The 21,087-nt window shown below is 41.6% G+C and carries 19 protein-coding genes; 18 read left to right on the top strand and 1 reads right to left on the bottom strand.

All coding sequences use genetic code 11. From position 1 onward, the window contains the following. The first annotated feature begins 26 nt into the window (after window positions 1–26). The 16 genes from metE to queF all read left to right on the top strand — a co-directional run bounded on the left by metE (window position 27) and on the right by queF (window position 18,420). Entirely contained in the window at window positions 27–2,261 is a 2,235-nt protein-coding gene (gene metE, locus B3R79_RS05800) for a 5-methyltetrahydropteroyltriglutamate--homocysteine S-methyltransferase (protein WP_293695547.1), read from the top strand. Window positions 2,262–2,274: 13 nt separating this feature from the next. After that, the gene (locus B3R79_RS05795; RefSeq protein WP_293695543.1) at window positions 2,275–4,131 is read left to right on the top strand and encodes a bifunctional homocysteine S-methyltransferase/methylenetetrahydrofolate reductase; all 1,857 of its coding nucleotides are present in this window, start codon (window positions 2,275–2,277) and stop codon (window positions 4,129–4,131) included. Window positions 4,132–4,217: 86 nt separating this feature from the next. Continuing rightward, window positions 4,218–4,883, top strand: a complete 666-nt coding sequence (locus B3R79_RS05790; RefSeq protein ID WP_293695540.1) for a glucosaminidase domain-containing protein — start codon at window positions 4,218–4,220, stop codon at window positions 4,881–4,883. 988 nt (window positions 4,884–5,871) lie between these two features. Further along, window positions 5,872–6,402 carry a GNAT family N-acetyltransferase gene (locus B3R79_RS05785; protein WP_168260631.1) on the top strand — a complete coding sequence of 177 codons (531 nt, stop codon included), beginning with the start codon at window positions 5,872–5,874 and terminating at the stop codon, window positions 6,400–6,402. Between the two features lie 76 nt (window positions 6,403–6,478). Then, window positions 6,479–7,159: a TMEM175 family protein gene (locus B3R79_RS05780; RefSeq protein WP_168260632.1), complete on the top strand. Its 681-nt coding sequence runs from the start codon at window positions 6,479–6,481 to the stop codon at window positions 7,157–7,159. A 99-nt stretch (window positions 7,160–7,258) separates the two neighbouring features. After that, the gene (locus B3R79_RS05775) at window positions 7,259–7,639 is read left to right on the top strand and encodes a DUF1149 family protein (RefSeq protein WP_168260633.1); all 381 of its coding nucleotides are present in this window, start codon (window positions 7,259–7,261) and stop codon (window positions 7,637–7,639) included. Further along, the gene (locus B3R79_RS05770; RefSeq protein ID WP_168260634.1) at window positions 7,639–8,484 is read left to right on the top strand and encodes a DegV family protein; all 846 of its coding nucleotides are present in this window, start codon (window positions 7,639–7,641) and stop codon (window positions 8,482–8,484) included. The genes B3R79_RS05775 and B3R79_RS05770 overlap by 1 nt, the downstream gene beginning before the upstream one ends. Window positions 8,485–8,512: 28 nt before the next feature. Then, window positions 8,513–9,280: a 4-hydroxy-tetrahydrodipicolinate reductase gene (gene dapB / locus B3R79_RS05765; RefSeq protein WP_293695531.1), complete on the top strand. Its 768-nt coding sequence runs from the start codon at window positions 8,513–8,515 to the stop codon at window positions 9,278–9,280. Next, a complete protein-coding gene (locus tag B3R79_RS05760) occupies window positions 9,277–10,482 on the top strand; it encodes a CCA tRNA nucleotidyltransferase (RefSeq protein WP_293695528.1) in 1,206 nt (401 codons plus the stop codon). Before dapB ends, B3R79_RS05760 begins: the two co-directional genes overlap by 4 nt. Beyond that, the gene (locus B3R79_RS05755) at window positions 10,479–12,350 is read left to right on the top strand and encodes an ABC-F family ATP-binding cassette domain-containing protein (RefSeq protein ID WP_293695525.1); all 1,872 of its coding nucleotides are present in this window, start codon (window positions 10,479–10,481) and stop codon (window positions 12,348–12,350) included. Before B3R79_RS05760 ends, B3R79_RS05755 begins: the two co-directional genes overlap by 4 nt. A 64-nt stretch (window positions 12,351–12,414) precedes the next feature. Then, on the top strand, window positions 12,415–14,154 hold the full coding sequence (locus B3R79_RS05750; RefSeq protein WP_293695522.1) for an ABC transporter ATP-binding protein: 1,740 nt from the start codon (window positions 12,415–12,417) through the stop codon (window positions 14,152–14,154). 2 nt (window positions 14,155–14,156) lie between these two features. Next, entirely contained in the window at window positions 14,157–15,926 is a 1,770-nt protein-coding gene (locus B3R79_RS05745; RefSeq protein ID WP_168260639.1) for an ABC transporter ATP-binding protein, read from the top strand. Between the two features lie 184 nt (window positions 15,927–16,110). Then, on the top strand, window positions 16,111–16,764 hold the full coding sequence (queC, locus tag B3R79_RS05740) for a 7-cyano-7-deazaguanine synthase QueC (protein ID WP_293695518.1): 654 nt from the start codon (window positions 16,111–16,113) through the stop codon (window positions 16,762–16,764). Beyond that, a complete protein-coding gene (gene queD, locus B3R79_RS05735) occupies window positions 16,764–17,237 on the top strand; it encodes a 6-carboxytetrahydropterin synthase QueD (RefSeq protein ID WP_168260641.1) in 474 nt (157 codons plus the stop codon). The genes queC and queD overlap by 1 nt, the downstream gene beginning before the upstream one ends. After that, window positions 17,203–17,916 (top strand): 7-carboxy-7-deazaguanine synthase QueE, encoded by a 714-nt coding sequence (gene queE / locus B3R79_RS05730; protein ID WP_154454611.1) that lies wholly within the window; start codon window positions 17,203–17,205, stop codon window positions 17,914–17,916. Before queD ends, queE begins: the two co-directional genes overlap by 35 nt. Before the next feature lie 12 nt (window positions 17,917–17,928). After that, window positions 17,929–18,420: a preQ(1) synthase gene (gene queF, locus B3R79_RS05725; RefSeq protein ID WP_168260642.1), complete on the top strand. Its 492-nt coding sequence runs from the start codon at window positions 17,929–17,931 to the stop codon at window positions 18,418–18,420. Window positions 18,421–18,467: 47 nt separating this feature from the next. Here the strand turns inward: queF and B3R79_RS05720 are convergent, their stop codons facing one another. After that, window positions 18,468–18,965: an HdeD family acid-resistance protein gene (locus B3R79_RS05720; RefSeq protein ID WP_168260643.1), complete on the bottom strand. Its 498-nt coding sequence runs from the start codon at window positions 18,963–18,965 to the stop codon at window positions 18,468–18,470. A 235-nt stretch (window positions 18,966–19,200) separates the two neighbouring features. Between B3R79_RS05720 and gdhA the strand changes: the two genes are divergently transcribed. After that, complete coding sequence (gdhA, locus tag B3R79_RS05715) at window positions 19,201–20,550, top strand: NADP-specific glutamate dehydrogenase (protein WP_293695510.1); 1,350 nt, start codon at window positions 19,201–19,203, stop codon at window positions 20,548–20,550. Window positions 20,551–20,639: 89 nt separating this feature from the next. Beyond that, the gene (locus B3R79_RS05710) at window positions 20,640–21,050 is read left to right on the top strand and encodes a peptide deformylase (protein WP_154454614.1); all 411 of its coding nucleotides are present in this window, start codon (window positions 20,640–20,642) and stop codon (window positions 21,048–21,050) included. The last annotated feature ends 37 nt before the right edge of the window (window positions 21,051–21,087 follow it).

Below are 21,087 nucleotides of genomic sequence, written 5' to 3'. Positions count from 1 at the left end.
AACTAATACGAAACCAGGAGGTTCTTATGGTAAAGATTTCAAATTTGGGGTATCCACGTCTAGGGGAAAATCGTGAGTGGAAAAAATTGATTGAGTCTTATTGGGCAGGTAAGGTTTCGCAAGAAGAGTTGCAGGCACAAGCCAAGGAATTGCGTTTGGCGTTTTTGAAAAAACAGGCTGATGCTGGTCTTGATTTGATTCCAGTGGGAGATTTCTCACTGTATGACCATATCTTGGATTTGTCAGTGCAATTTGGCGTGATTCCAAAGCGTTTCTCTGATGAGGACATCGATTTAGATTTGTATTTTGCGATTGCGCGTGGCAATCAAGACAATGTGGCTTCTTCAATGAAAAAATGGTTTAACACCAATTACCATTACATTGTGCCAGAGTGGTCTGGTGTTCAGCCGCATTTGACAAATACCCGTTTGTTGGACTTGTACTTGGAGGCCAGAGAAGTTATCGGCGACAAGGCGAAACCAGTCATCACAGGGCCAATTACCTATGTGGCCTTGTCATCAGAAGTCAGCGATTTTACCGCTGCTGTGAAAAAATTGTTGCCTTTATACAAACGAGTCTTTACAGAATTGGTGGAAGCAGGAGCGACTTACATCCAAGTGGATGAGCCCATTTTTGTGACTGATGAAGGCGATGACCTCCTAGAAGCAGCTAAATCGGTTTATGCTTATTTTGCCAAGGAAGTGCCTGAGGCTAAACTCATTTTCCAAACTTATTTTGAAGCCTTGATTGATGCTAAGGAGTTATCACACTTGCCAGTGGCTGCATTTGGCCTTGATTTTGTGCATGGTTTGGAGGAAAATCTAGAAGCTGTTGACGCTGGTTATTTTGCTGATAAGGAAGTTTTTGCTGGTGTGGTTGACGGTCGTAACGTCTGGGCGAGTGATTTTGTCAAAACGTCAGAATTGCTAGCAAACCTTCAAGCTAAGGTTGGAAACTTTGTGATTCAGCCATCTTGTTCATTGCTTCATGTACCTGTAACCACTAAAAACGAAACAGAGTTAGAACCTGTTCTTAAAAATGGTTTGGCGTTTGCGGATGAAAAATTACAGGAAATTCAGTTATTGAGCCAACATGTGGAGGGTAAACCATCTGAGGCTTATGCCAAGCACGTTGCGGATTTTAATGCCTTGCAAGCTGCAGATTTCCGTAATGTGACCTTGGAAAACTTGGATGATGTGGTGACTGAGCGCGTGGATTACAAGGTTCGTCGTCAGGTGCAGCAAGATAAACTAGATTTGCCGATTTTGCCAACCACAACCATTGGTTCTTTCCCACAATCACCTGAAGTTCGCCGTACGCGTTTGACTTGGAAACGTGGGGATATTTCAGATGCGGAATACGAAAACTTCATTCAATATGAAATTGCGCGTTGGATTAAGATTCAAGAGGATTTGGATATTGATGTCTTGGTGCACGGTGAATTTGAGCGCGTGGATATGGTGGAATTCTTCGGCCAGAAATTAGCTGGTTTCACAACAACTGCGTATGGTTGGGTGCAATCTTATGGTTCACGTGCGGTTAAGCCACCAATTATCTATGGTGATGTTAAACACATTCAGCCATTGACGGTCAAGGAAACGGTTTATGCGCAAAGCCTGACAGATCGTCCAGTGAAAGGGATGCTAACTGGCCCAATCACTATTACCAACTGGTCATTTGAACGTTCAGATATTTCGCGTGCGGATTTGTTTAATCAAATTGGTTTGGCTATTAAAGATGAAATTAAGCTGCTTGAGGATGTTGGCATTGCTATTATTCAGGTGGATGAGGCTGCGCTTCGTGAAGGTTTGCCACTTCGTAAGAGCAAGCAACAAGCTTATTTGGACGATGCTGTTCACGCCTTCCACATCGCTACGTCATCAGTGAAAGATGAAACGCAGATTCACACGCATATGTGCTATTCAAAATTTAGTGAAATCATTGATTCTATTCGCGCTTTGGACGCTGATGTGATTTCTATTGAAACGAGTCGTAGCCACGGTGATGTGATTGAATCATTTGAAACAGCGGTCTATCCGCTTGGTATTGGTCTTGGGGTGTACGATATTCATTCGCCACGCGTTCCAACCAAAGAAGAAGTGATTGCCAATATTGAACGCCCATTACGTCAATTGTCACTTGAACAATTCTGGGTTAACCCTGATTGTGGTTTGAAAACGCGCCATGAACCTGAAACCATTTCCGCTCTTGAGATTTTGGTAGCAGCAACTAAAGAGGTTCGAGCAAAATACGGCAAATAAGAAGGGGGAGGCTATGTCACGATTATTAGAATGTTTAAAAACCGATATTCTAGTAGCGGATGGCGCTATGGGGACACTGCTTTATGCCAATGGTCTTGACAATTGCTACGAAGCCTATAATCTGACACACCCAGACAATATTTCTGCGATTCACCAAGCTTATTTGGAGGCGGGAGCAGATGTGATTCAAACCAATACTTATGCGGCGAAACGCCACCGTCTAAAAGGTTATGGCTATGATGAACAGGTTAAAGCCATCAACCAAGCTGGTGTTGAATTGGCACGAAAAGCAGCGGGCGAGGACGCTTTTGTCCTCGGAACCGTTGGTGCTCTCCGTGGTCTGAAACAATGTGATTTAACGCTTGATGAAATCATTGAAGAAACCCTCGAACAAGTGGGTTACTTGTTAGAAACCAAGCAAATTGATGGTTTATTGTTTGAAACGTATTACGATGAAGAAGAAATCATCGAAGTGCTAAAAGCCGTTCGACCGCTAACAGACCTCCCGATTATCACCAATATCGCTCTTCATGAGGCGGGGATTACGGAAAATGGTCGCCCCTTGGTGGAATTATTGGGGACTTTGGTCATGCTGGGAGCGGATATTGTTGGCTTAAATTGCCACCTTGGTCCCTACCACATGATTAAATCCCTCAAGCAAGTGCCCTTATTTGCCCAGTCCTATTTGTCGGTTTATCCCAATGCCAGCCTGCTATCTTTTGAGGATGATAATGGCAGCGGTCATTATGGTTTTAGTCAGAATGCGGATTATTTTGGTAAAAGTGCAGAGCTTCTTGTGGCAGAAGGGGCACGCCTGATTGGAGGGTGTTGTGGGACAACACCAGACCATATCAGAGCTGTCAAGTGTGCCATTAAAGGTCTAAAACCTGTCGAGAAGAAATTTGTCACGCCTATGGTGGAAGAGGCAGAACTTATCAAAAGGGTGAAATCATCAGAAACCTTGGTAGATAGGGTCAAACGAGAAGTGACTATTATTGCTGAACTTGACCCTCCCAAAACGCTTGACATCAGCAAGTTCACAGCAGGGGTCAAGGCTTTGGATGCGGCAGGTATTTCGGCCATTACCTTGGCGGATAACTCCCTAGCCAAAACCCGCATTTGCAATGTCAGCTTAGCTTCATTGTTGAAAAATGAAATTGCTACACCTTTGCTGTTGCACCTATCCTGTCGTGACCACAATATGATTGGCTTGCAGTCGCGTTTGTTGGGAATGAATGTGCTAGGATTTGATAATGTGTTAGCCATTACAGGGGACCCGTCTAAAATTGGCGATTTTCCTGGAGCGACTAGCGTTTATGATGCCACCAGTTTTAAATTACTAGAGCTAATTCAGCAATTGAACCATGGGCAAGGTTACAGTGGTGCTAGTGTTAAGAAAGCAACCAATTTCACAGCAGCAGCGGCGTTCAATCCCAATGTCAAAAATTTGTCGCGTTGCGGACGCTTGATTGAGCGAAAAATCGCGTCTGGTGCTGATTATTTCATCACACAACCCATTTTCAATGCCGATATTTTTGAAGAATTGGCTGATTTGACAAAAGACTATGAAACGCCTTTCTTTGTCGGTATCATGCCCATTACCAGCTACAATAATGCGATTTTCTTGCACAATGAGGTTCCAGGTATTCAATTGTCAGAAGCATTTTTAGCTAAATTAGAAGCGGTGAAAGGCGACAAGGAAACGTGTCAACAACTTGCTTTGGAAGAGAGCAAACGCTTGATTGACCGAGCCTTAGAACACTTTAATGGCATTTACTTGATTACGCCATTTATGCGTTATGATTTGACGGTAGAGTTGGTTGATTACATTCATCAAAAAGTGGAGCAAAAGCAGTTAGTCATATCGTAAAAAGAAAGTCAAAAGGCTTTCTTTTTTTGTCTTTTTTAAAGGAGTTTTGATATACTGGTATCTAGTTTTGAGAAAGGGGGAGAGTCATGGCAAAAAAAGCGAGAAAATACCCAAGCCAAAAGCGCAGAAAAAAACGACGTCGCACACGTCGCTCATCAAAAATGCCAAAGGGTTTGCTAAAAACGGCCATTGCTTTGGCAGCTCTATTTAGTGCGGTCTTTTTTGGACAGCGGTATTATCAAGAACTGCATCGCATAGCCATTGCGGATACGGCGAACTTAGAAACACCCAGCCAAGACACCCAGACTTTCATTCAAACCATTGGTGAAGATGCTCGCTACATTGCGGCTCAAAATGATTTGTATGCTTCTGTGATGATTGCGCAGGCCATTTTAGAGTCTAATAGTGGGCAATCCGCCCTCAGTCAAGCCCCAAATTACAACTTTTTTGGTATCAAGGGCGATTACAATGGCAAGTCCGTTACCATGCAAACTTGGGAAGATGACGGCAATGGCAATGCCTACACCATTGATGCCGCCTTTCGCTCTTATGATAATCCCATGGAATCTTTGGAAGATTATGCCCAATTTCTTCAAAAAAATATCTATGCAGGCGTCCGAAAATCCAATACCAATTCTTACCAAGGTGCCACGGCAGCTTTAACAGGTGTCTATGCTACCGACACTTCCTACGGGGCCAAGCTCAATCAAATCATCGAAGAATACCACCTCACTGACTACGATACCAATTAGCTTATAACCAAAAAAAGATTGACAAGACGCTAAAAACTTGAGATACTCAAAGAAATCATCGCTCTTGTCAATTTTTTTGAAAAATAAAAATGCCAAGTCTGTGATGAAATGGCAATGAAAGGAATTCAATATTAGCTGTCGTTTGTTGGTGCTAACGCAGGCAACAAAAAGAAGCGAAAAAGCTAGAACGATTAAATCTTAAGTTAGGAATAATCTTATTAGTGTTGGATATCCTATACAAGATAATCGAGTTGCTTAAACGCTTCTAGAAACATGACAGGTGAGGTGAGAAACCTCACCTGTCATGTTATTTTAAGGTAAAAATGGTAATAATGCAAATGAAATTGAACAACTTAATCAAAGGTTTATTGATTGTAGATGTTGTTTTGACAGTGATTCTTATAGTGGCACAACTATTTTAAGAAAAATGAGTTAATAAATACTTAGAAAAAAGGAAACAAAAAAGTAGATTTAGCAATTTTACTGATAAAACTCGAGATTCTAAAAGAGATCATCAGTCTTGTCAAAATCTTCTTAAACAAATAATTTAACGCTAAGCGTGGGGAAAGTGCTTCACGACTTGGCTTTGGTTCTAGTATATCAAGTTAGGGATAAAAAAACAATGAAAAGATTTAAAACACTAGTCGTTATTTTGTTAGTCTTGCATGCTATGTTATCAGTTTTGCAAGGTTTTGACGTGTTAAGCACGATTGATTTAATCATCACAATCTTATTGGCCTACTTTGTTATGTCTTATGATTAGAACGCAGAGATGACATGACTAAGCGGTCAACGGCTCGTGGTTTTATTCGTAGTAATGTCACAAAAGAAGATTTGCTTGAATTGCAAGAACTTATCCAAGAAAATCTAAAAAGTTTTAACAGTTTTCCCTTGATTGCGAGGGTATTTTTTATGTGCGAAAAGTCATGTTATAATAAGTGATATGGACTTACGTTTGAAGCATGTAATGGAAAGGGATGGTGTTAGGATGAAGATTAGAAAAGCGACTGAAAATGATATCGATGCTGTGGAAAAGTTATACGATGCCATTCACACGGCTGAAGAAGAAAATAAACAAGACATTGGCTGGGTCAGAGGGATTTATCCTGTTCGTGCTACGGCAGAAGCAGCATTAAAACGAGAGGATTTATTTGTGCTTGAAGAAAATGGCACACTATATGGAACGGCCATCATAAACAAGCTACAAGTGGACATTTATAATCAAGGAAACTGGAAGCATAGGGTTTCTGATGAGCAAGTCTGTGTCCTGCACACCCTAGTTATTTCACCTGCAAGTGCAGGGAAGGGCTATGGCAAAGCCTTTCTTGAGTTTTATGAAAACTATGCGTTGGAGCAAGGTTGCATTGAACTTAGACTCGACACGAATGCCAAAAATGAAGTCGCTCAGGCCATGTATAAAAAGCATGGCTACACAGAAATCGGGATTGTTTCAACGGATTTCAATGGTATTTCGGAAGTTCAGTTAGTGTTGCTAGAAAAATATTTGGGAAACTCATAAGAGTAGAGGAATTTTTGTTTCACCTACCACCCTTTTCTTTTTTGTGTTAGAATAGGTAACAAAGAGGAAAAAGACAATGAAATTATTAAAAGACCGTTTTGATACCTTAAGCGATGCTATTATCGCGATTGTGATGACTATTTTAGTATTGGAAATTTCCATTCCATCCAGCATGAAGGGCTTGCCGCATTTGTTTGAGCAAGTTGCCTTGTTTTTGCTGAGTTTTATTATCATCATTAATTTTTGGTACCGCCGTTTTCAAGCCATGCGAGCAACGGACAAGACGACTTTTCGGACATTTTTGATGGACGTTATTGCCCATGCTATTTTGGCCCTTTTCCCATTAGCCACTAAAATGTTGGTTGAATTTGACGTCCGATGGGTTGGTATTCTCTTTTTTGGGGGCATTAATCTGCTGACTGGCGTTTTGGTCAATTGCATGACCTACGAATTAGCCATGAAGGCCGTGAAAAATTCACCTGATAAGGATGAAGAGGCCATTCAAATGTTCAACGATTGGCTTAATCGTAGAGCAATTGGTAGCCTAGTGGCAGATATTGTTCTGCTGGCTATTTCCCTTTGTTTCAACACAATCGGGGTTTATATTTACATTCTCATGCCACTTTTGAAATTTATCAGTAATTTCAGGCATGGGCGTGCCATGGAAACAGCTTACCAAGAAGGGCAAAGTTTCCAAGAAATCTTGAAACAACGGATGTCAGCTGACAAGAACCATTCGGCAAGCAGTAGCAATTAAAAGAGAGCAAGGCACGGACAAGAAGGTTCGTGATTTCCTCTCTTTTAAAACTGCTCAAGATATGCTATAATTAAAAGGATATACAATGAGGAGACTATCATGGAATTAGTACGGGAAAAAGAATTCGTTAACCAATATCATTATGATGCTAGAAATTTAAAATGGGAAGAAAAAAATGGTACCCCAAAGACAAACTTTGAGGTTACTTTTCAATTAGTTAATAAAGATATCGAAAATAACCAGACATCTATTGTGGCTGTCTTGCAATTTATGGTTGTGAAGGAAGAATTTGTCATTAGTGGCGTAGTTTCACAAATGATTCACATCAAAAACCGTATTGTGAACGAGCCAAGTGAATTTGAAAGAGGAGAAGTTGAAACGTTAGCAGCGCCATTATTAAACATGGTTCAACGCTTAACCTACGAAGTCACTGAGATTGCTTTAGACCGTCCTGGAGTGAAATTGGAGTTTAGAAATTAATGAAATTAGCAGTTATTACTGATACAACCGCTGTCTTGTCGGATGATATCAAGCAAAAAGAAAATCTTTTTATCTTAGATATTCCTATTACGTTTGAAGGGGAAACCTATGTGGAAGGGAAAAACTTGAGCTTAGATGAGTTTTACCATCGCATGGCCCATTCTCCAACGCTGCCACACACAAGTCAGCCAAGTTTAGCCAAATTGGATGAGATTTTAACGCAGCTGGTTTCAGACGGTTATACACACGTGATTGGCTTGTTCTTATCTTCTGGTATTTCAGGCTTTTGGCAAAACATTCAATTTTTTATTGAAGACCACCCAGAACTGACGATTGCCTTTCCAGACAGTAAGATTACGTCAGCACCGCTTGGCTGCATGGTGAAGAACCTTTTAAAATGGGGAGAGGAAGAACTTGCTTTTGAGGCTATTTTAGAGAAATTGCAGCAACAAATTGATGGAACAGGTGCTTTTATCATGGTTGATGATTTGAATCACTTGGTAAAGGGCGGACGTTTGTCAAATGGTTCGGCTTTGATTGGTAATTTGTTGAGCATTAAGCCAATTCTCTACTTTAACGACGGCATTATCGAAGTGTTTGAAAAGGTGAGAACAGAGAAAAAAGCCATCAAGCGTCTTGTAGAAGTCTTGACAGAAAAGACAGCAAATGGTCAGTACGAAGTCTTTATTATCCATACGCGTGCTGAAGAAAAAGCGCAACATTTCTACCAAACCTTGTGTGACAATCATTTCGGCCACCAACTTGAAATTGTTGGTTTTGATGCTGTTATTGCGACTCACTTAGGTGAAGGTGCTGTTGCCTTTGGTTTCACGCCAATTGTTTAAAACGTTTTAATGTTAGGGGAGGACTATTTTGGGGATTAAAGTTATTGTTGCAGGTTTCAGAGGGAGAATGGGTTCTGCGGCTGTGAATATGGTCAAAGAAGATGAAGACCTTATCTTGTCAGCCTTGTTAGACCCATTTGCGAAGGACACTGAGGTAGATGGGGTGCCTGTTTTTACAGATAAATCACAGCTTATTGGCTTTGATGCGGATGTTTGGATTGACTTTACCACACCAGCCGTGGCTTATGACAATACCCGCTTTGCTTTAGAACATGGGTTTGCTCCTGTGGTTGGGACAACTGGATTTACAGAAGATGAAATTGTAGAATTGATTGCCCTGTCTGAAGACAAAAAAATCGGTGGTTTGATTGCGCCTAATTTTGCCATTGGAGCTATTTTGCTGATGGAATTCGCGGCTAAAGCAGCCAAATACTTCCCTGACCTTGAAATTATTGAGTTGCACCATGACAATAAAAAGGATGCACCGTCTGGAACAGCCATTAAAACGGCAGAATTGATTCGTGAAGTTCGCCAGCCTAAGCAACAAGGGGCAGCTGATGAGGTGGAAAGCCTTAAGGGTGCGCGTGGTGCTGAATTTGATGGCTTCCGCATTCACAGTGTGCGTCTACCTGGTTTGGTGGCGCATCAAGAAGTGATTTTTGGGGCTCAGGGCGAAGGATTGACCTTGCGTCATGATTCGTATGACCGCAAATCCTTCATGAGTGGTGTTAATATTGGAGTAAGAGCAGTTGTAAAACGAGATAAACTCGTTTATGGTTTGGAAAAATTATTATGAAATTAAATAATTTGCCTTCTGAATTTCAGGAGGCTTTACCTGTCTTAAAGAAAATTCGTGAAGCTGGTTATGAGGCCTATTTTGTTGGAGGAAGTGTGCGTGATGCCCTCCTCAATCGTCCTATTCATGACGTGGATATTGCTACTAGTGCTTATCCTGAGGAAACCAAGACCATCTTTGCTAGGACGATTGATATCGGGATTGAGCATGGGACGGTCTTGGTATTAGAAGATAGTGGTGAATATGAAATCACCACCTTCCGAACAGAAGATGTCTATGTGGATTACCGCAGACCGAGCAGCGTTTCCTTTGTGCGTTCCTTGGAAGAAGATTTGAAACGCCGTGATTTTACAGTAAATGCCTTTGCCTTGAACGACGAAGGAAATGTGATTGATAAATTTGATGGTCTGGCTGACTTGAAAGCCAAGCTTTTGCGAGCAGTAGGAAACCCTGCTGAACGTTTTAACGAAGATGCTTTGCGCATCATGCGTGGTTTTCGTTTTGCAGCCAGCCTTGATTTTAACATTGAAGCAAATACCTTTGCTGCTATGGCCTCTCATGCACCTTTGCTTGAAAAAATTTCAGTAGAGCGCTCTTTTATTGAATTTGATAAGCTTTTGTTGGCACCGTTTTGGCGAAAAGGGATTACAGCTATGTTGGCCAGTCAGGCCCAAAAATACTTGCCACATTTGGAAGAAGCACATGAAAATCTACAAGGCTTGTTGGATCATTTGGCTGAGGACTATCATTTCAAAAGCTCTGAGCAAGCTTGGGCAGCTCTGCTATTGTCCCTAGACATTACCGATAGTCGTGCTTTCTTGAGATCTTGGAAAACGTCAACGCAGTTTCAGAAAGATGTTGAAACCATTGTGACTATTTACCGTGCGCGTTTGCAATCTTCTTTGGATAAAAAACAGGTTTATCGTTATGGAAAAGATTTGATTGAGCAGGCTGAGGATTTACGAATTGGGTTTGGCTTGCCAGTTGATATTGAGCGCATCGAGCGTTTGGACGAGGCATTGACTATTCATGACAAACATGAAATTGTGGTTAATGGTAGCATTTTAATCGAAGAAATGGCTTATAAACCAGGACCAGACCTAGGACGTACCTTGAAACAGGTTGAGGACGCGATTGTACTAGGCGAGTTGGCCAACGATAAAGCAGCGATTCTGGAATGGATTAGAGAGGCGAGTAAATGAGTGACTTTATTGTAGAACATTTAACAAAATCAGTCGGTGACAAGACGGTTTTTCGTGATATTTCCTTTATCATGCACGATTATGACCGTATTGGGATTATTGGGGTCAATGGAACAGGTAAAACGACGCTGCTGGATGTGATTTCAGGTCGACTTGGTTTTGATGGAGATGTTTCTCCATTTTCAGCTAAAAATGGTTATAAAATTACTTATTTGACCCAAGAACCTGATTTTGATGATAACAAAACGATTTTGGACACGGTGTTATCATCTGATTTGCGGGAAATGGCTTTGATTAAAACCTATGAGCAATTGATGGCAGACTATAACGAATCCAACCAAGCTCAGCTAGAAAAAGTCATGGCAGAAATGGATTCTCTTGATGCTTGGACCATTGAAAGCGAAGTCAAAACGGTCTTGACCAAGTTAGGCTTGCATGATTTGTCGCAAAAAGTCGGTGATTTGTCTGGCGGGCTCCGTCGCCGTGTGCAATTGGCTCAGGTCCTCTTGAATGATGCGGACTTATTGTTATTGGACGAACCAACCAACCACTTGGATATTGATACCATTGCTTGGTTGACGCAATTTCTGAAGAACAGTAAGAAAACCGTGCTCTTTATCACCCACGACCGCTATTTCTTGGATAATGTGGCAACGCGTATTTTTGAGTTGGCTGATAGTCAATTGACGGAATATCAGGGAAATTACCAAGATTATGTGCGCTTGCGTGCGGAGCAAGATGAGCGTGATGCAGCAACCTTGCATAAGAAAAAACAACTTTACAAGCAAGAATTAGCCTGGATGCGGACTCAGCCGCAAGCACGTGCAACCAAGCAACAAGCCCGTATCAATCGTTTTAATGACTTAAAAGCTGATTTATCAGGTACTAAGCAGTCCAGCGAAATGGAAATTCATTTTGAAACCAGCCGTATTGGTAAAAAGGTTATCGAATTTAAGGATGTTTCATTTGCTTACCCCAATAAACCAATTTTGCAGGACTTTAATTTGTTGGTGCAAAACAAGGACCGTATTGGGATTGTGGGTGACAATGGTGTTGGAAAGTCAACCTTACTCAACCTTATCAATGGTGATTTGCAGCCAACTAGCGGTCAACTGGACATTGGGGAAACCGTCCGCATTGGTTATTTCTCGCAATTGATAAAAGACATAGATGAGAATAAACGCGTGATTAATTACCTGCAAGAAGTAGCAGATGAGGTGAAAACGAGCGTTGGGACAACGAGCATCACGGAATTGCTGGAGCAATTTTTATTCCCTCGCTCAACACACGGAACCTTGATTTCAAAATTATCAGGTGGTGAAAAGAAGCGCCTGTATCTGCTTAAGATTTTGATTGAAAAGCCTAATGTCTTGTTACTTGACGAACCGACTAATGATCTTGATATTGCAACTTTGACTATTCTTGAAAATTTCTTGCAAACATTTTCGGGACCTGTTATCACAGTGAGCCACGATCGCTACTTCCTTGACAAAGTAGCCAATAAAATTCTCGCTTTTGAAAATGGTCAAGTGCGTGCCTTTTTCGGTAATTACACCGATTATTTGGACGAAGAGGCTTTTGAAGAAAATGTAGCGACTGAGCAAGCTAAGAAGGCAGCTGCACCCAAAGCAGAAAAAGAAAAAACGAAGAAAAAACGCATGTCTTACTTTGAAAAACAAGAATGGGAAACCATCGAAGATGAGATTGCCAAATTAGAAGAAGACATCGAAACCATCGAAACTCAAATGCAAGAAAATGCCAGCGATTATGGCAAATTAGCAGAACTGCAACGCTCGCTAGATGCTGCCAATGAAACCTTGCTGGAAAAATACGAACGTTATGAGTATTTAAGTGACTTAGCCGAGTAAACGTTCATACGTTTGCTTGCTAGAGTGCTGTTGAAGGAAAAATAAAAGAGGAAGGATAAGAGCTATGAAACTCATTTGGACTTATTTGAAAAAATATCCCAAATGGCTTGTTTTGGACGTCTTTGGTGCCTTGGCATTTGTCTTGGTTAACCTTGGTTTGCCAACAGCCTTGGCGCGTATGATTGACCAAGGGATAACGGCAAACGACCGACAGCAAGTTTACTTTTGGGCAATGATTATGTTTGCGATTGTTGTTATTGGGGTGATTGGTAGAATTACCTTAGCTTATGCGGCTGGGAAAATCACGACAAACATGATTAAAGATATGCGTAATGATATGTATGACAAATTGCAAGAATATTCGCATTATGAGTACGAGCAAATTGGGGTGTCTTCGCTGGTGACTCGGATTACCAGTGACGCCTTTATTTTGATGCAGTTTGCTGAACAATCGTTGCGTATCGGGGTGGTGACACCTTTGATGATGATTTTCAGTGTGGCCATGATTTTAATCACCAGCCCATCTTTGGCTTGGATTGTCGCTGTTGCTATTCCCCTTTTGATTTTGGTTGTCTATTACGTTGCTGTTAAGACACGACCATTATCTGAAAAACAACAAGCAACGCTAGATAAAATCAACCAGTATGTTCGTGAAAACCTCACAGGCTTGCGTGTTATCCGCGCCTTTGCTCGTGAAGAATTCCAAGAAGAACGTTTTGACCAAAAAAACGAAGAATACAAGGATATTTCAAGTCGCTTGTTCAAGCTCACAGGTTTGACAGAACCTTTATTTGTGCAAATTATTGTTGCTATGATTGTGGCTATTGTGTGGTTTGCCCTTAATCCGCTTGGTAAAGGAAATCTACAAATTGGTGATTTGGTTGCCTTTATCGAGTACAGTTTCCATGCCTTGTTCTCTTTCTTGATGTTTGCTAATCTTTTTACCATGTATCCCAAAGTCGTGGTTTCTAGCGAACGGATCACAGAAGTGATGGATATGCCTATTTCGATCAATCCAAATGAAAATGGCGTGACAACAACTGATAAGAGAGGTTATTTAGAATTTGACAAGGTCACTTTTGCTTATCCTGGAGAAACCGAAAGCCCAGTACTAAAAGACATTTCCTTTAAAGCCAAGCCAGGTGAAACGGTTGCCTTTATTGGTTCGACAGGTTCTGGAAAATCATCCTTGGTTAATTTGATTCCACGTTTTTATGACGTGACTTTGGGCCGTATTTTGGTGGATGGCGTGGACGTTCGCGATTACCAGCTCAAGGCCTTGCGTCAAAAAATCGGCTTCATTCCACAAAAAGCGCTGCTCTTTACAGGAACGATCGAGGAAAATCTTAAATATGGGAAAGTGGATGCCAGCACTTTTGAATTGCAAGAAGCGGCGGAAGTGGCTCAGGCGAAAGACTTCATCGAAAGCAAGGACGAGCGTTACCAAACCCACCTTGCAGAAGGCGGAAGCAACTTGTCAGGTGGTCAAAAACAACGTTTGTCTATTGCGCGTGCGGTGGTCAAAAAACCAGATATTTACATCTTTGACGACTCTTTCTCTGCTTTGGACTATAAAACCGATGCGCAATTACGTGCACGCTTGAAAGAAGTCACGCAAGATGCGACAGTTTTGATTGTGGCACAACGTATCGGAACCATCATGGACGCAGACCACATCATTGTCTTGGATAATGGTGAAATTGTTGGACGTGGTACACACGATGAATTGATGAAAACCAATGACATTTATCGTGAAATTACCAATTCCCAACTGAAAAATATGGATGAAATGGGAGGAGAATAAGGATGAAACAACGTAATGCTTTTCTACGCTTGTGGGATTACCTTAGGCATTATAAAGGAGCGCTCTTTTTTGCCATCTTCCTAAAAGTGCTCAGTAGTGTGATGAGCGTGCTAGAACCTTTTGTTCTCGGTTTGGCTATCACCGAATTGACAGCTAACCTCATCGATATGGCAAAAGGGATTCCAGGTGCGCACATCGATACCACCTACATTGGCGTGATTTTGGTGCTCTACTTCCTGCGCGGCTTGCTTTACGAATTGGGCAGTTATGGGTCAAGCTACTTTATGACCAATGCGGTGCAAAATAGTATCCGTGATTTGCGTCATGATTTGAGTGAAAAAATTAATAAAGTCCCCGTTTCTTACTTTGATAATCAACAATTTGGGAATGTCTTGGGGCGTTTCACATCGGATATCGAAACCGTTTCAAATGCCCTTCAACAAAGTTTCTTGCAGATTATCAATGCCTTTTTAACCATTATTTTGGTTATTGCTATGGTGCTCTACCTCAACTGGCAATTGGCGATGATCGTGATTGTCATGATTCCAATCACTTATGTCAGTGCTCAGTTCATCTTGAAAAAATCGCAACCTTATTTCAAGAAACAAGCCGATGCTCTTGGTGATATGAATGGTTTTGTTCAAGAAAATCTAACAGGTTTTAATGTCTTGAAGTTGTACGGACGTGAAGAAATTTCAAGTGAGGAATTCCGTGAGATTACGCAAAACTTGCAAGAAGTCGGCTTTAAAGCCAGCTTTATTTCAGGGATAATGATGCCTGTGCTTAGTGCCATTTCAGATATGGCTTACTTGATTATCGCAGCAATTGGTGCCCTTCAAGTGCTTTCAGGAACTTTGACAATTGGTAATATGCAGGCCTTTGTGCAATACGTTTGGCAAGTTAGCCAACCCGTCCAAACCATCACTCAGCTAGCCAGCGTTCTTCAAAGTGCCAAATCATCTTTAGACCGTATCTTTGAAGTGTTGGATGAACCTGATGAAGTGTCACAAGTCACAGAACATTTGACACATGATTTGACAGGACAAGTCAGCTTTGAAAATGTGTCTTTCCAATATGTTGCAGACAAGCCTTTGATTCAAAACTTTAATCTGGAGGTCAAACCAGGTGAAATGGTTGCCATCGTTGGTCCGACAGGTGCTGGTAAGACGACCTTGATTAACCTTTTGATGCGTTTTTACGATGTGACTGGTGGTTCTATCAAAATCGACGGGCATGATATTCGTAATCTCTCTCGTCAAGAATACCGCAAACAATTTGGAATGGTTTTGCAAGACGCTTGGCTCTACGAGGCTAGCATTAAGGAAAACCTTCGCTTTGGTAATTTAGAGGCGACGGATGAGGAAATTGTTGCGGCTGCCAAGGCTGCCAACGTTGACCATTTCATTCGGACCTTGCCAGGTGGCTACAACATGGAGATGAACCAAGAATCAACCAACGTTTCCTTGGGGCAAAAACAATTGTTGACCATTGCGCGTGCCTTGCTCGCTGACCCTAAAATTCTTATCTTGGACGAAGCGACTTCATCAGTTGATACACGCTTGGAATTGCTTATCCAAAAAGCCATGACGAATTTGATGGAAGGACGCACTAGCTTTGTCATTGCCCACCGTTTGTCAACGATTCAAGAGGCTGATAAGATTTTGGTGTTAAATAACGGTCAAATTATCGAACAAGGAAACCATGAAAGCCTACTTGCCGCTAAAGGTTTCTACTATGATTTGTACAACAGTCAATTTAGCAAGAGCAGTTAATTGACAATCCCCATTGAATATCTGCTTGAAAGATGTTATCATAGATACTGTTATTATAACGATGTTTGGGAAAAGCCATCGCTAAAAAAAACCAGCTCTATGACTGATATTAGCGCTCCTATGGACTTTTTCATAGGGGCTTTTTTTGACCCAAATATCTTAGAAAAGATAGAGGAGAATGGACATGAAACGCCAATCAGCCCTTGTTGTTTTTAGTGGAGGACAAGACTCCACCACTTGTTTATTTTGGGCACTAAAACACTACGAACACGTTGAAGCAGTAACCTTTAATTATGGTCAACGACACAGTTTAGAAATTGAAGTCGCAAAGCAGATTGCCAAAGAACAAGGGGTCAAGCACCACTTGTTGGATATGTCTTTGTTGGGACAATTAACAGAAAATGCGCTGACACGCGACATTGCAATTGAAAATCCTAAGGATGACCTGCCAAATACATTTGTGGATGGCAGAAATCATTTGTTCTTATCTTTTGCTGCAGTTCTTGCGAAAGGGCTTGGGATTACTGACATTGTGACAGGTGTTTGCGAAACGGATTTTTCAGGTTATCCTGATTGTCGCGATTCCTTTGTCAAATCCCTCAACGTGACCTTGAATTTGGCTATGGCTTATGATTTTGTTATTCAGACACCCTTGATGTGGCTGGATAAATCAGAAACCTGGGAATTGGCTGACCAACTAGGAAAATTTGAGTACGTGCGTGACCATACCTTGACTTGCTACAACGGTATCAAAGGTAGTGGTTGTGGGGAATGCCCAGCCTGCCACCTTCGCCAAGCAGGCCTAGAGCAATATCTGGCTAGAAGAGGTGAGGCTTAATGTTTCAAATACCAACAGAAGTAAAAACCCAAACGGGTGAATCTTTGGTTTATTGCCCTCGCCGTGTCTGCGTATCTAAAGAATTTACCTTTGATGCTGCCCATCATTTATTTGACTATGAGGGGAAATGCAAAGCCCTACACGGACATACCTATCACTTGCAAATAGCGGTATCAGGTTTTTTAGACCATCGTGGCATGGCGGTGGATTTTGGGGATTTGAAAGCCATTTACAAAACGCACTTGGAACCCTATCTCGACCACCGTTACCTCAACGAAAGTTTGCCTTACATGAACACAACAGCAGAAAACATGGTGTACTGGATTTTCAAACAAGTTCAGACCCATTTGCCGACAGAACGCGATATAAGACTAGAATCTGTGCGTCTGTATGAAACGCCAACCTCTTTTGCAGAATTTAGAAGGGAGTGGGATAAGGATGTCAAAACGACCGCTGACACTACCCATTCTTGAGATTTTTGGTCCCACCTTTCAAGGAGAGGGGCGAGCAATTGGGCAAAAGACCATGTTTGTGCGAACAGGAGGATGTGATTACCACTGTGCTTGGTGTGATTCTGCCTTTACTTGGGATGGTTCCGAAAAACCTAGACGCATGACGGCTGATGAAGTCATTGCTGCATTGGACCAACTGGGGCAATATGATTATGTGACCTTGTCAGGTGGTAATCCTTGCTTGCTGGCAGCCAATATGGCAGAATTGGTGGCTAAATTAAAAGCCAGAGGAGTGACCTTAGCTGTTGAAACGCAAGGTTCTCGCTGGCAAGATTGGTTAAAAGATATTGACCAAGTAACTCTGAGCCCAAAACCACCTTCAAGTCAGATGACTGTCCAATTGGACACCTTAGATTTTATTGTGTCACAACTAGACAAAGACCAAGTTACCTTTAAAATTCCTGTCTTTGATGAAGCCGATTTGGCTTTTGCCAAAGCCATTCAAAAACGTTACCAGCCTGATGTTTTGTATTTATCAGCAGGCAATCCCGAGCCAAATGCTAGTGGCAATATTGTGGAGCACCAATTGGTTCGTTTAAAGCAACTATGGGATAGTGTGGCCAAAGACCCAGATTGGCAAAGCGTATGCGTCTTGCCCCAATTACACACCTTATTATATGACAACCAACGAGGCGTTTAAAAAGGAGCTAACATGACAAAAACAGATGAAATGAAAGATTTAACCCTTTTGGGCAATCAAAAAACAGACTACATTTACGAATACGACCCAAATATTTTGGAGGCTTTTGATAACCGCCATGTCGATAACGACTATTTTATCAAATTCAATTGCCCTGAATTCACGTCGCTGTGCCCTATGACTGGCCAGCCAGATTTTGCGACCATTTACTTTTCTTATATTCCTGACCAACGTTGCGTGGAATCAAAATCGCTGAAACTCTACCTATTTAGCTACCGCAATCATGGGGATTTTCATGAAAATTGCATCAATACCATTGGTAAGGATTTGATTGCGCTCTTGGAACCACGCTACCTTGAGGTTTGGGGAAAATTCACCCCACGTGGAGGCTTGTCGATTGACCCTTACTTTAATTATGGTAAACCAGGTACTAAGTATGAAAAAATGGCAGAGTACCGCTTGATGAATCACGACCTGTATCCTGAAACCATTGACAATCGTTAAAAACATAAAAAAGAACCTACTAACAGGTTCTTTTTAAGTATTTGGGGCTAGATACGGAATGAAAAGGCAATGCCTGACGCGCCGACTGCTATGAGCAAAAGTCCAGTCAAACGTCCGATGAAAATCGCAGACAATGTTGGGTTAAAGAGTAGGAAAATACCAAGGAAGATAGCCAAAATCGCAGAGCTTAGGAAACGATTGGCATCGTAAAAACCAGCTTTTCGCATTTGAATCCCACCGACCAAGCGAAGGAATCCACTAATTAAAATCCAATAAGCAGCAACCGTAATCACTACATTTGAGAGTGAAAAGGCAGAACTTGATAATAAAATAATCCCAAACACAATGGATAAGATGCTTTGCAACAAGTACCAAAATTGTCGTTCGACGCTATTGGTGTACATGATGAGGCTGGTTAACCCTGACATAAAGACCAAAAAAGCGATAATCCAACCAATCATAGCAGTTGTCGTAAAAGGACGGACAAAAAGCCAAATCCCAATCAGTAAGGCAATCACACCTGACCATAATGAAAGACGTTTCATAAAAGACCTCCTCGTTCGTTACCCTTATAGTACCATATTTTTAGCAAAAGGAAAAGGAAGCTGCTAAAGAATATCAACTATTTGCCAATCATTTGAATTTTCGGTGATTTTAAAGTCTCTTTTGTAAAGAGAATGCAAAAAAGAACGTAAATACTTGACAATAATTTTCAGAAAATTTTATAATATTCATATAGTCATTTTGTTTGATTATAATCTAAATTCCGGAGGAATAGATATGACAACAGGTAAAGCCTATGTAACAAGTGTCTTTGAAAAAGTCAAAGCACAAAATGCTCATGAACCAGAATTTTTGCAAGCCGTTGGAGAAGTGTTTGAATCACTTGTTCCCGTGTTTGATAAATATCCAAAATACATTGACGAAAATCTTCTCGAACGTTTGGTTGAACCAGAACGCATCGTTTCATTCCGTGTGCCTTGGGTAGATGACCAAGGTCATGTTCAGGTTAACCGTGGTTACCGCGTGCAATTCTCATCAGCGATTGGTCCATACAAAGGTGGTCTTCGTTTCCACCCATCTGTTAACCAATCAATCATCAAATTCCTTGGTTTTGAACAAATCTTCAAAAACTCATTGACTGGCCAACCAATTGGTGGTGGTAAAGGTGGTTCAAACTTTGACCCTAAAGGAAAATCAGACAATGAAATCATGCGTTTCTGCCAAAGCTTCATGACAGAATTGAGCAAACACATTGGGGCTGATACAGATGTTCCTGCGGGTGATATCGGTGTTGGTGGACGTGAAATTGGTTACCTTTACGGTCAATACAAACGCCTTCGCAACGAATACACAGGTGTTCTAACAGGTAAAGGGTTGACTTACGGCGGTTCGCTTGCCCGTACAGAAGCGACTGGTTATGGTGCTGTTTACTTTGCAGAACAAATGTTGAAAGCACGTGGCGAAGATTTCGCTGGTAAAGTGGCTATCGTTTCAGGTTCTGGTAATGTAGCTATTTACGCGACTGAAAAACTGCAATCTCTTGGTGCTAAAGTCGTTGCCGTTTCAGATTCATCAGGTTACGTTTACGACCCAGAAGGTATTGACGTTGCTCTCTTGAAACAATTGAAAGAAGTCGAACGTGCTCGTATCGTTAAATACGCTGACGCTCGTCCAAGTGCTACTTTCACACCAGCAGGTGAAGGTTCAATTTGGTCAATCAAAGCTGACCTTGCTTTCCCATGTGCAACACAAAATGAAATTAACGAAGAAGACGCTAAAACCCTTGCTGCTAATGGCGTTATCGCTGTTACAGAAGGGGCTAATATGCCATCAACGCTTGAAGCTATCGAAGTCTTCCAAAAAGCAGGTGTGTCATTTGGTCCTGCCAAAGCAGCTAACGCTGGTGGTGTAGCCGTATCAGCGCTTGAAATGGCTCAAAACAGCCAACGCACAGCATGGTCATTTGAAGAAGTTGATGCCAAACTTTATGACATCATGAAAGGCATCTACGAAAACGCAGCAGCAGCAGCCAAAGAATTTGGTGCAGAAGGCGACCTTGTTGTTGGTGCCAACATCGCTGGTTTCCTTAAAGTGGCTGAAGCCATGTCAGCACAAGGTATCGTTTAATCAGACGATTCTACCTCTAAAGAGCTCACTTAGTGGGCTCTTTTTTTGGTATAATAATACTATCGGATAAAAGAACGATGGGAGAAAACATGATTAAAGAGATTGTAAAAGACACCTTTTTCTTGGCGCAAAAATCAGAAGACGCTACAAAAGACGATTTGTATTTAGCGCAGGACTTGCAAGATACCTTGGAAGCCAATCGTGATCAGTGTATCGGCATGGCAGCCAATATGATTGGCGTGATAAAGCGTGTGATTATTGTGAATATGGGAGTGGCAGATGTGGTGATGTTCAATCCCGTCTTGCTCAACAAATCCATTCCATTTGATACCAAAGAATCTTGCCTATCATTGTCTGGGGCTCGTCCGACACGTCGTTACCAAACCATCGAAGTGTCTTTCTTAGATAAGTACTGGCAACGTCAAACCTTGACCTTAACAGGTTTACCAGCCCAAATTTGCCAGCATGAGCTTGACCATTTGGAAGGGATTATCATCTAATAAGAAGGAGCGTGGATGTACTGACCCCAAAAAGTTG

Source organism: Streptococcus sp. UBA3373, from assembly GCF_002360305.1.
Taxonomy (GTDB): Bacteria; Bacillota; Bacilli; order Lactobacillales; family Streptococcaceae; genus Streptococcus; species Streptococcus alactolyticus.
The sequence above is the reverse complement of the archived record's forward strand: the minus strand, read 5'-3'. Positions and strand labels throughout refer to the sequence as shown.

Bases quoted from the DNA above. Each gene is read 5' to 3' on its own strand.
- metE (WP_293695547.1), top strand. From the start codon at position 27: ATGGTAAAGATTTCAAATTTGGGGTATCCACGTCTAGGGGAAAATCGT.
- B3R79_RS05795 (WP_293695543.1), top strand. From the start codon at position 2,275: ATGTCACGATTATTAGAATGTTTAAAAACCGATATTCTAGTAGCGGAT.
- B3R79_RS05790 (WP_293695540.1), top strand. From the start codon at position 4,218: ATGGCAAAAAAAGCGAGAAAATACCCAAGCCAAAAGCGCAGAAAAAAA.
- B3R79_RS05785 (WP_168260631.1), top strand. From the start codon at position 5,872: ATGAAGATTAGAAAAGCGACTGAAAATGATATCGATGCTGTGGAAAAG.
- B3R79_RS05780 (WP_168260632.1), top strand. From the start codon at position 6,479: ATGAAATTATTAAAAGACCGTTTTGATACCTTAAGCGATGCTATTATC.
- B3R79_RS05775 (WP_168260633.1), top strand. From the start codon at position 7,259: ATGGAATTAGTACGGGAAAAAGAATTCGTTAACCAATATCATTATGAT.
- B3R79_RS05770 (WP_168260634.1), top strand. From the start codon at position 7,639: ATGAAATTAGCAGTTATTACTGATACAACCGCTGTCTTGTCGGATGAT.
- B3R79_RS05760 (WP_293695528.1), top strand. From the start codon at position 9,277: ATGAAATTAAATAATTTGCCTTCTGAATTTCAGGAGGCTTTACCTGTC.
- B3R79_RS05755 (WP_293695525.1), top strand. From the start codon at position 10,479: ATGAGTGACTTTATTGTAGAACATTTAACAAAATCAGTCGGTGACAAG.
- B3R79_RS05750 (WP_293695522.1), top strand. From the start codon at position 12,415: ATGAAACTCATTTGGACTTATTTGAAAAAATATCCCAAATGGCTTGTT.
- B3R79_RS05745 (WP_168260639.1), top strand. From the start codon at position 14,157: ATGAAACAACGTAATGCTTTTCTACGCTTGTGGGATTACCTTAGGCAT.
- queC (WP_293695518.1), top strand. From the start codon at position 16,111: ATGAAACGCCAATCAGCCCTTGTTGTTTTTAGTGGAGGACAAGACTCC.
- queD (WP_168260641.1), top strand. From the start codon at position 16,764: ATGTTTCAAATACCAACAGAAGTAAAAACCCAAACGGGTGAATCTTTG.
- queE (WP_154454611.1), top strand. From the start codon at position 17,203: ATGTCAAAACGACCGCTGACACTACCCATTCTTGAGATTTTTGGTCCC.
- queF (WP_168260642.1), top strand. From the start codon at position 17,929: ATGACAAAAACAGATGAAATGAAAGATTTAACCCTTTTGGGCAATCAA.
- B3R79_RS05720 (WP_168260643.1), bottom strand. From the start codon at position 18,965: ATGAAACGTCTTTCATTATGGTCAGGTGTGATTGCCTTACTGATTGGG.
- gdhA (WP_293695510.1), top strand. From the start codon at position 19,201: ATGACAACAGGTAAAGCCTATGTAACAAGTGTCTTTGAAAAAGTCAAA.
- B3R79_RS05710 (WP_154454614.1), top strand. From the start codon at position 20,640: ATGATTAAAGAGATTGTAAAAGACACCTTTTTCTTGGCGCAAAAATCA.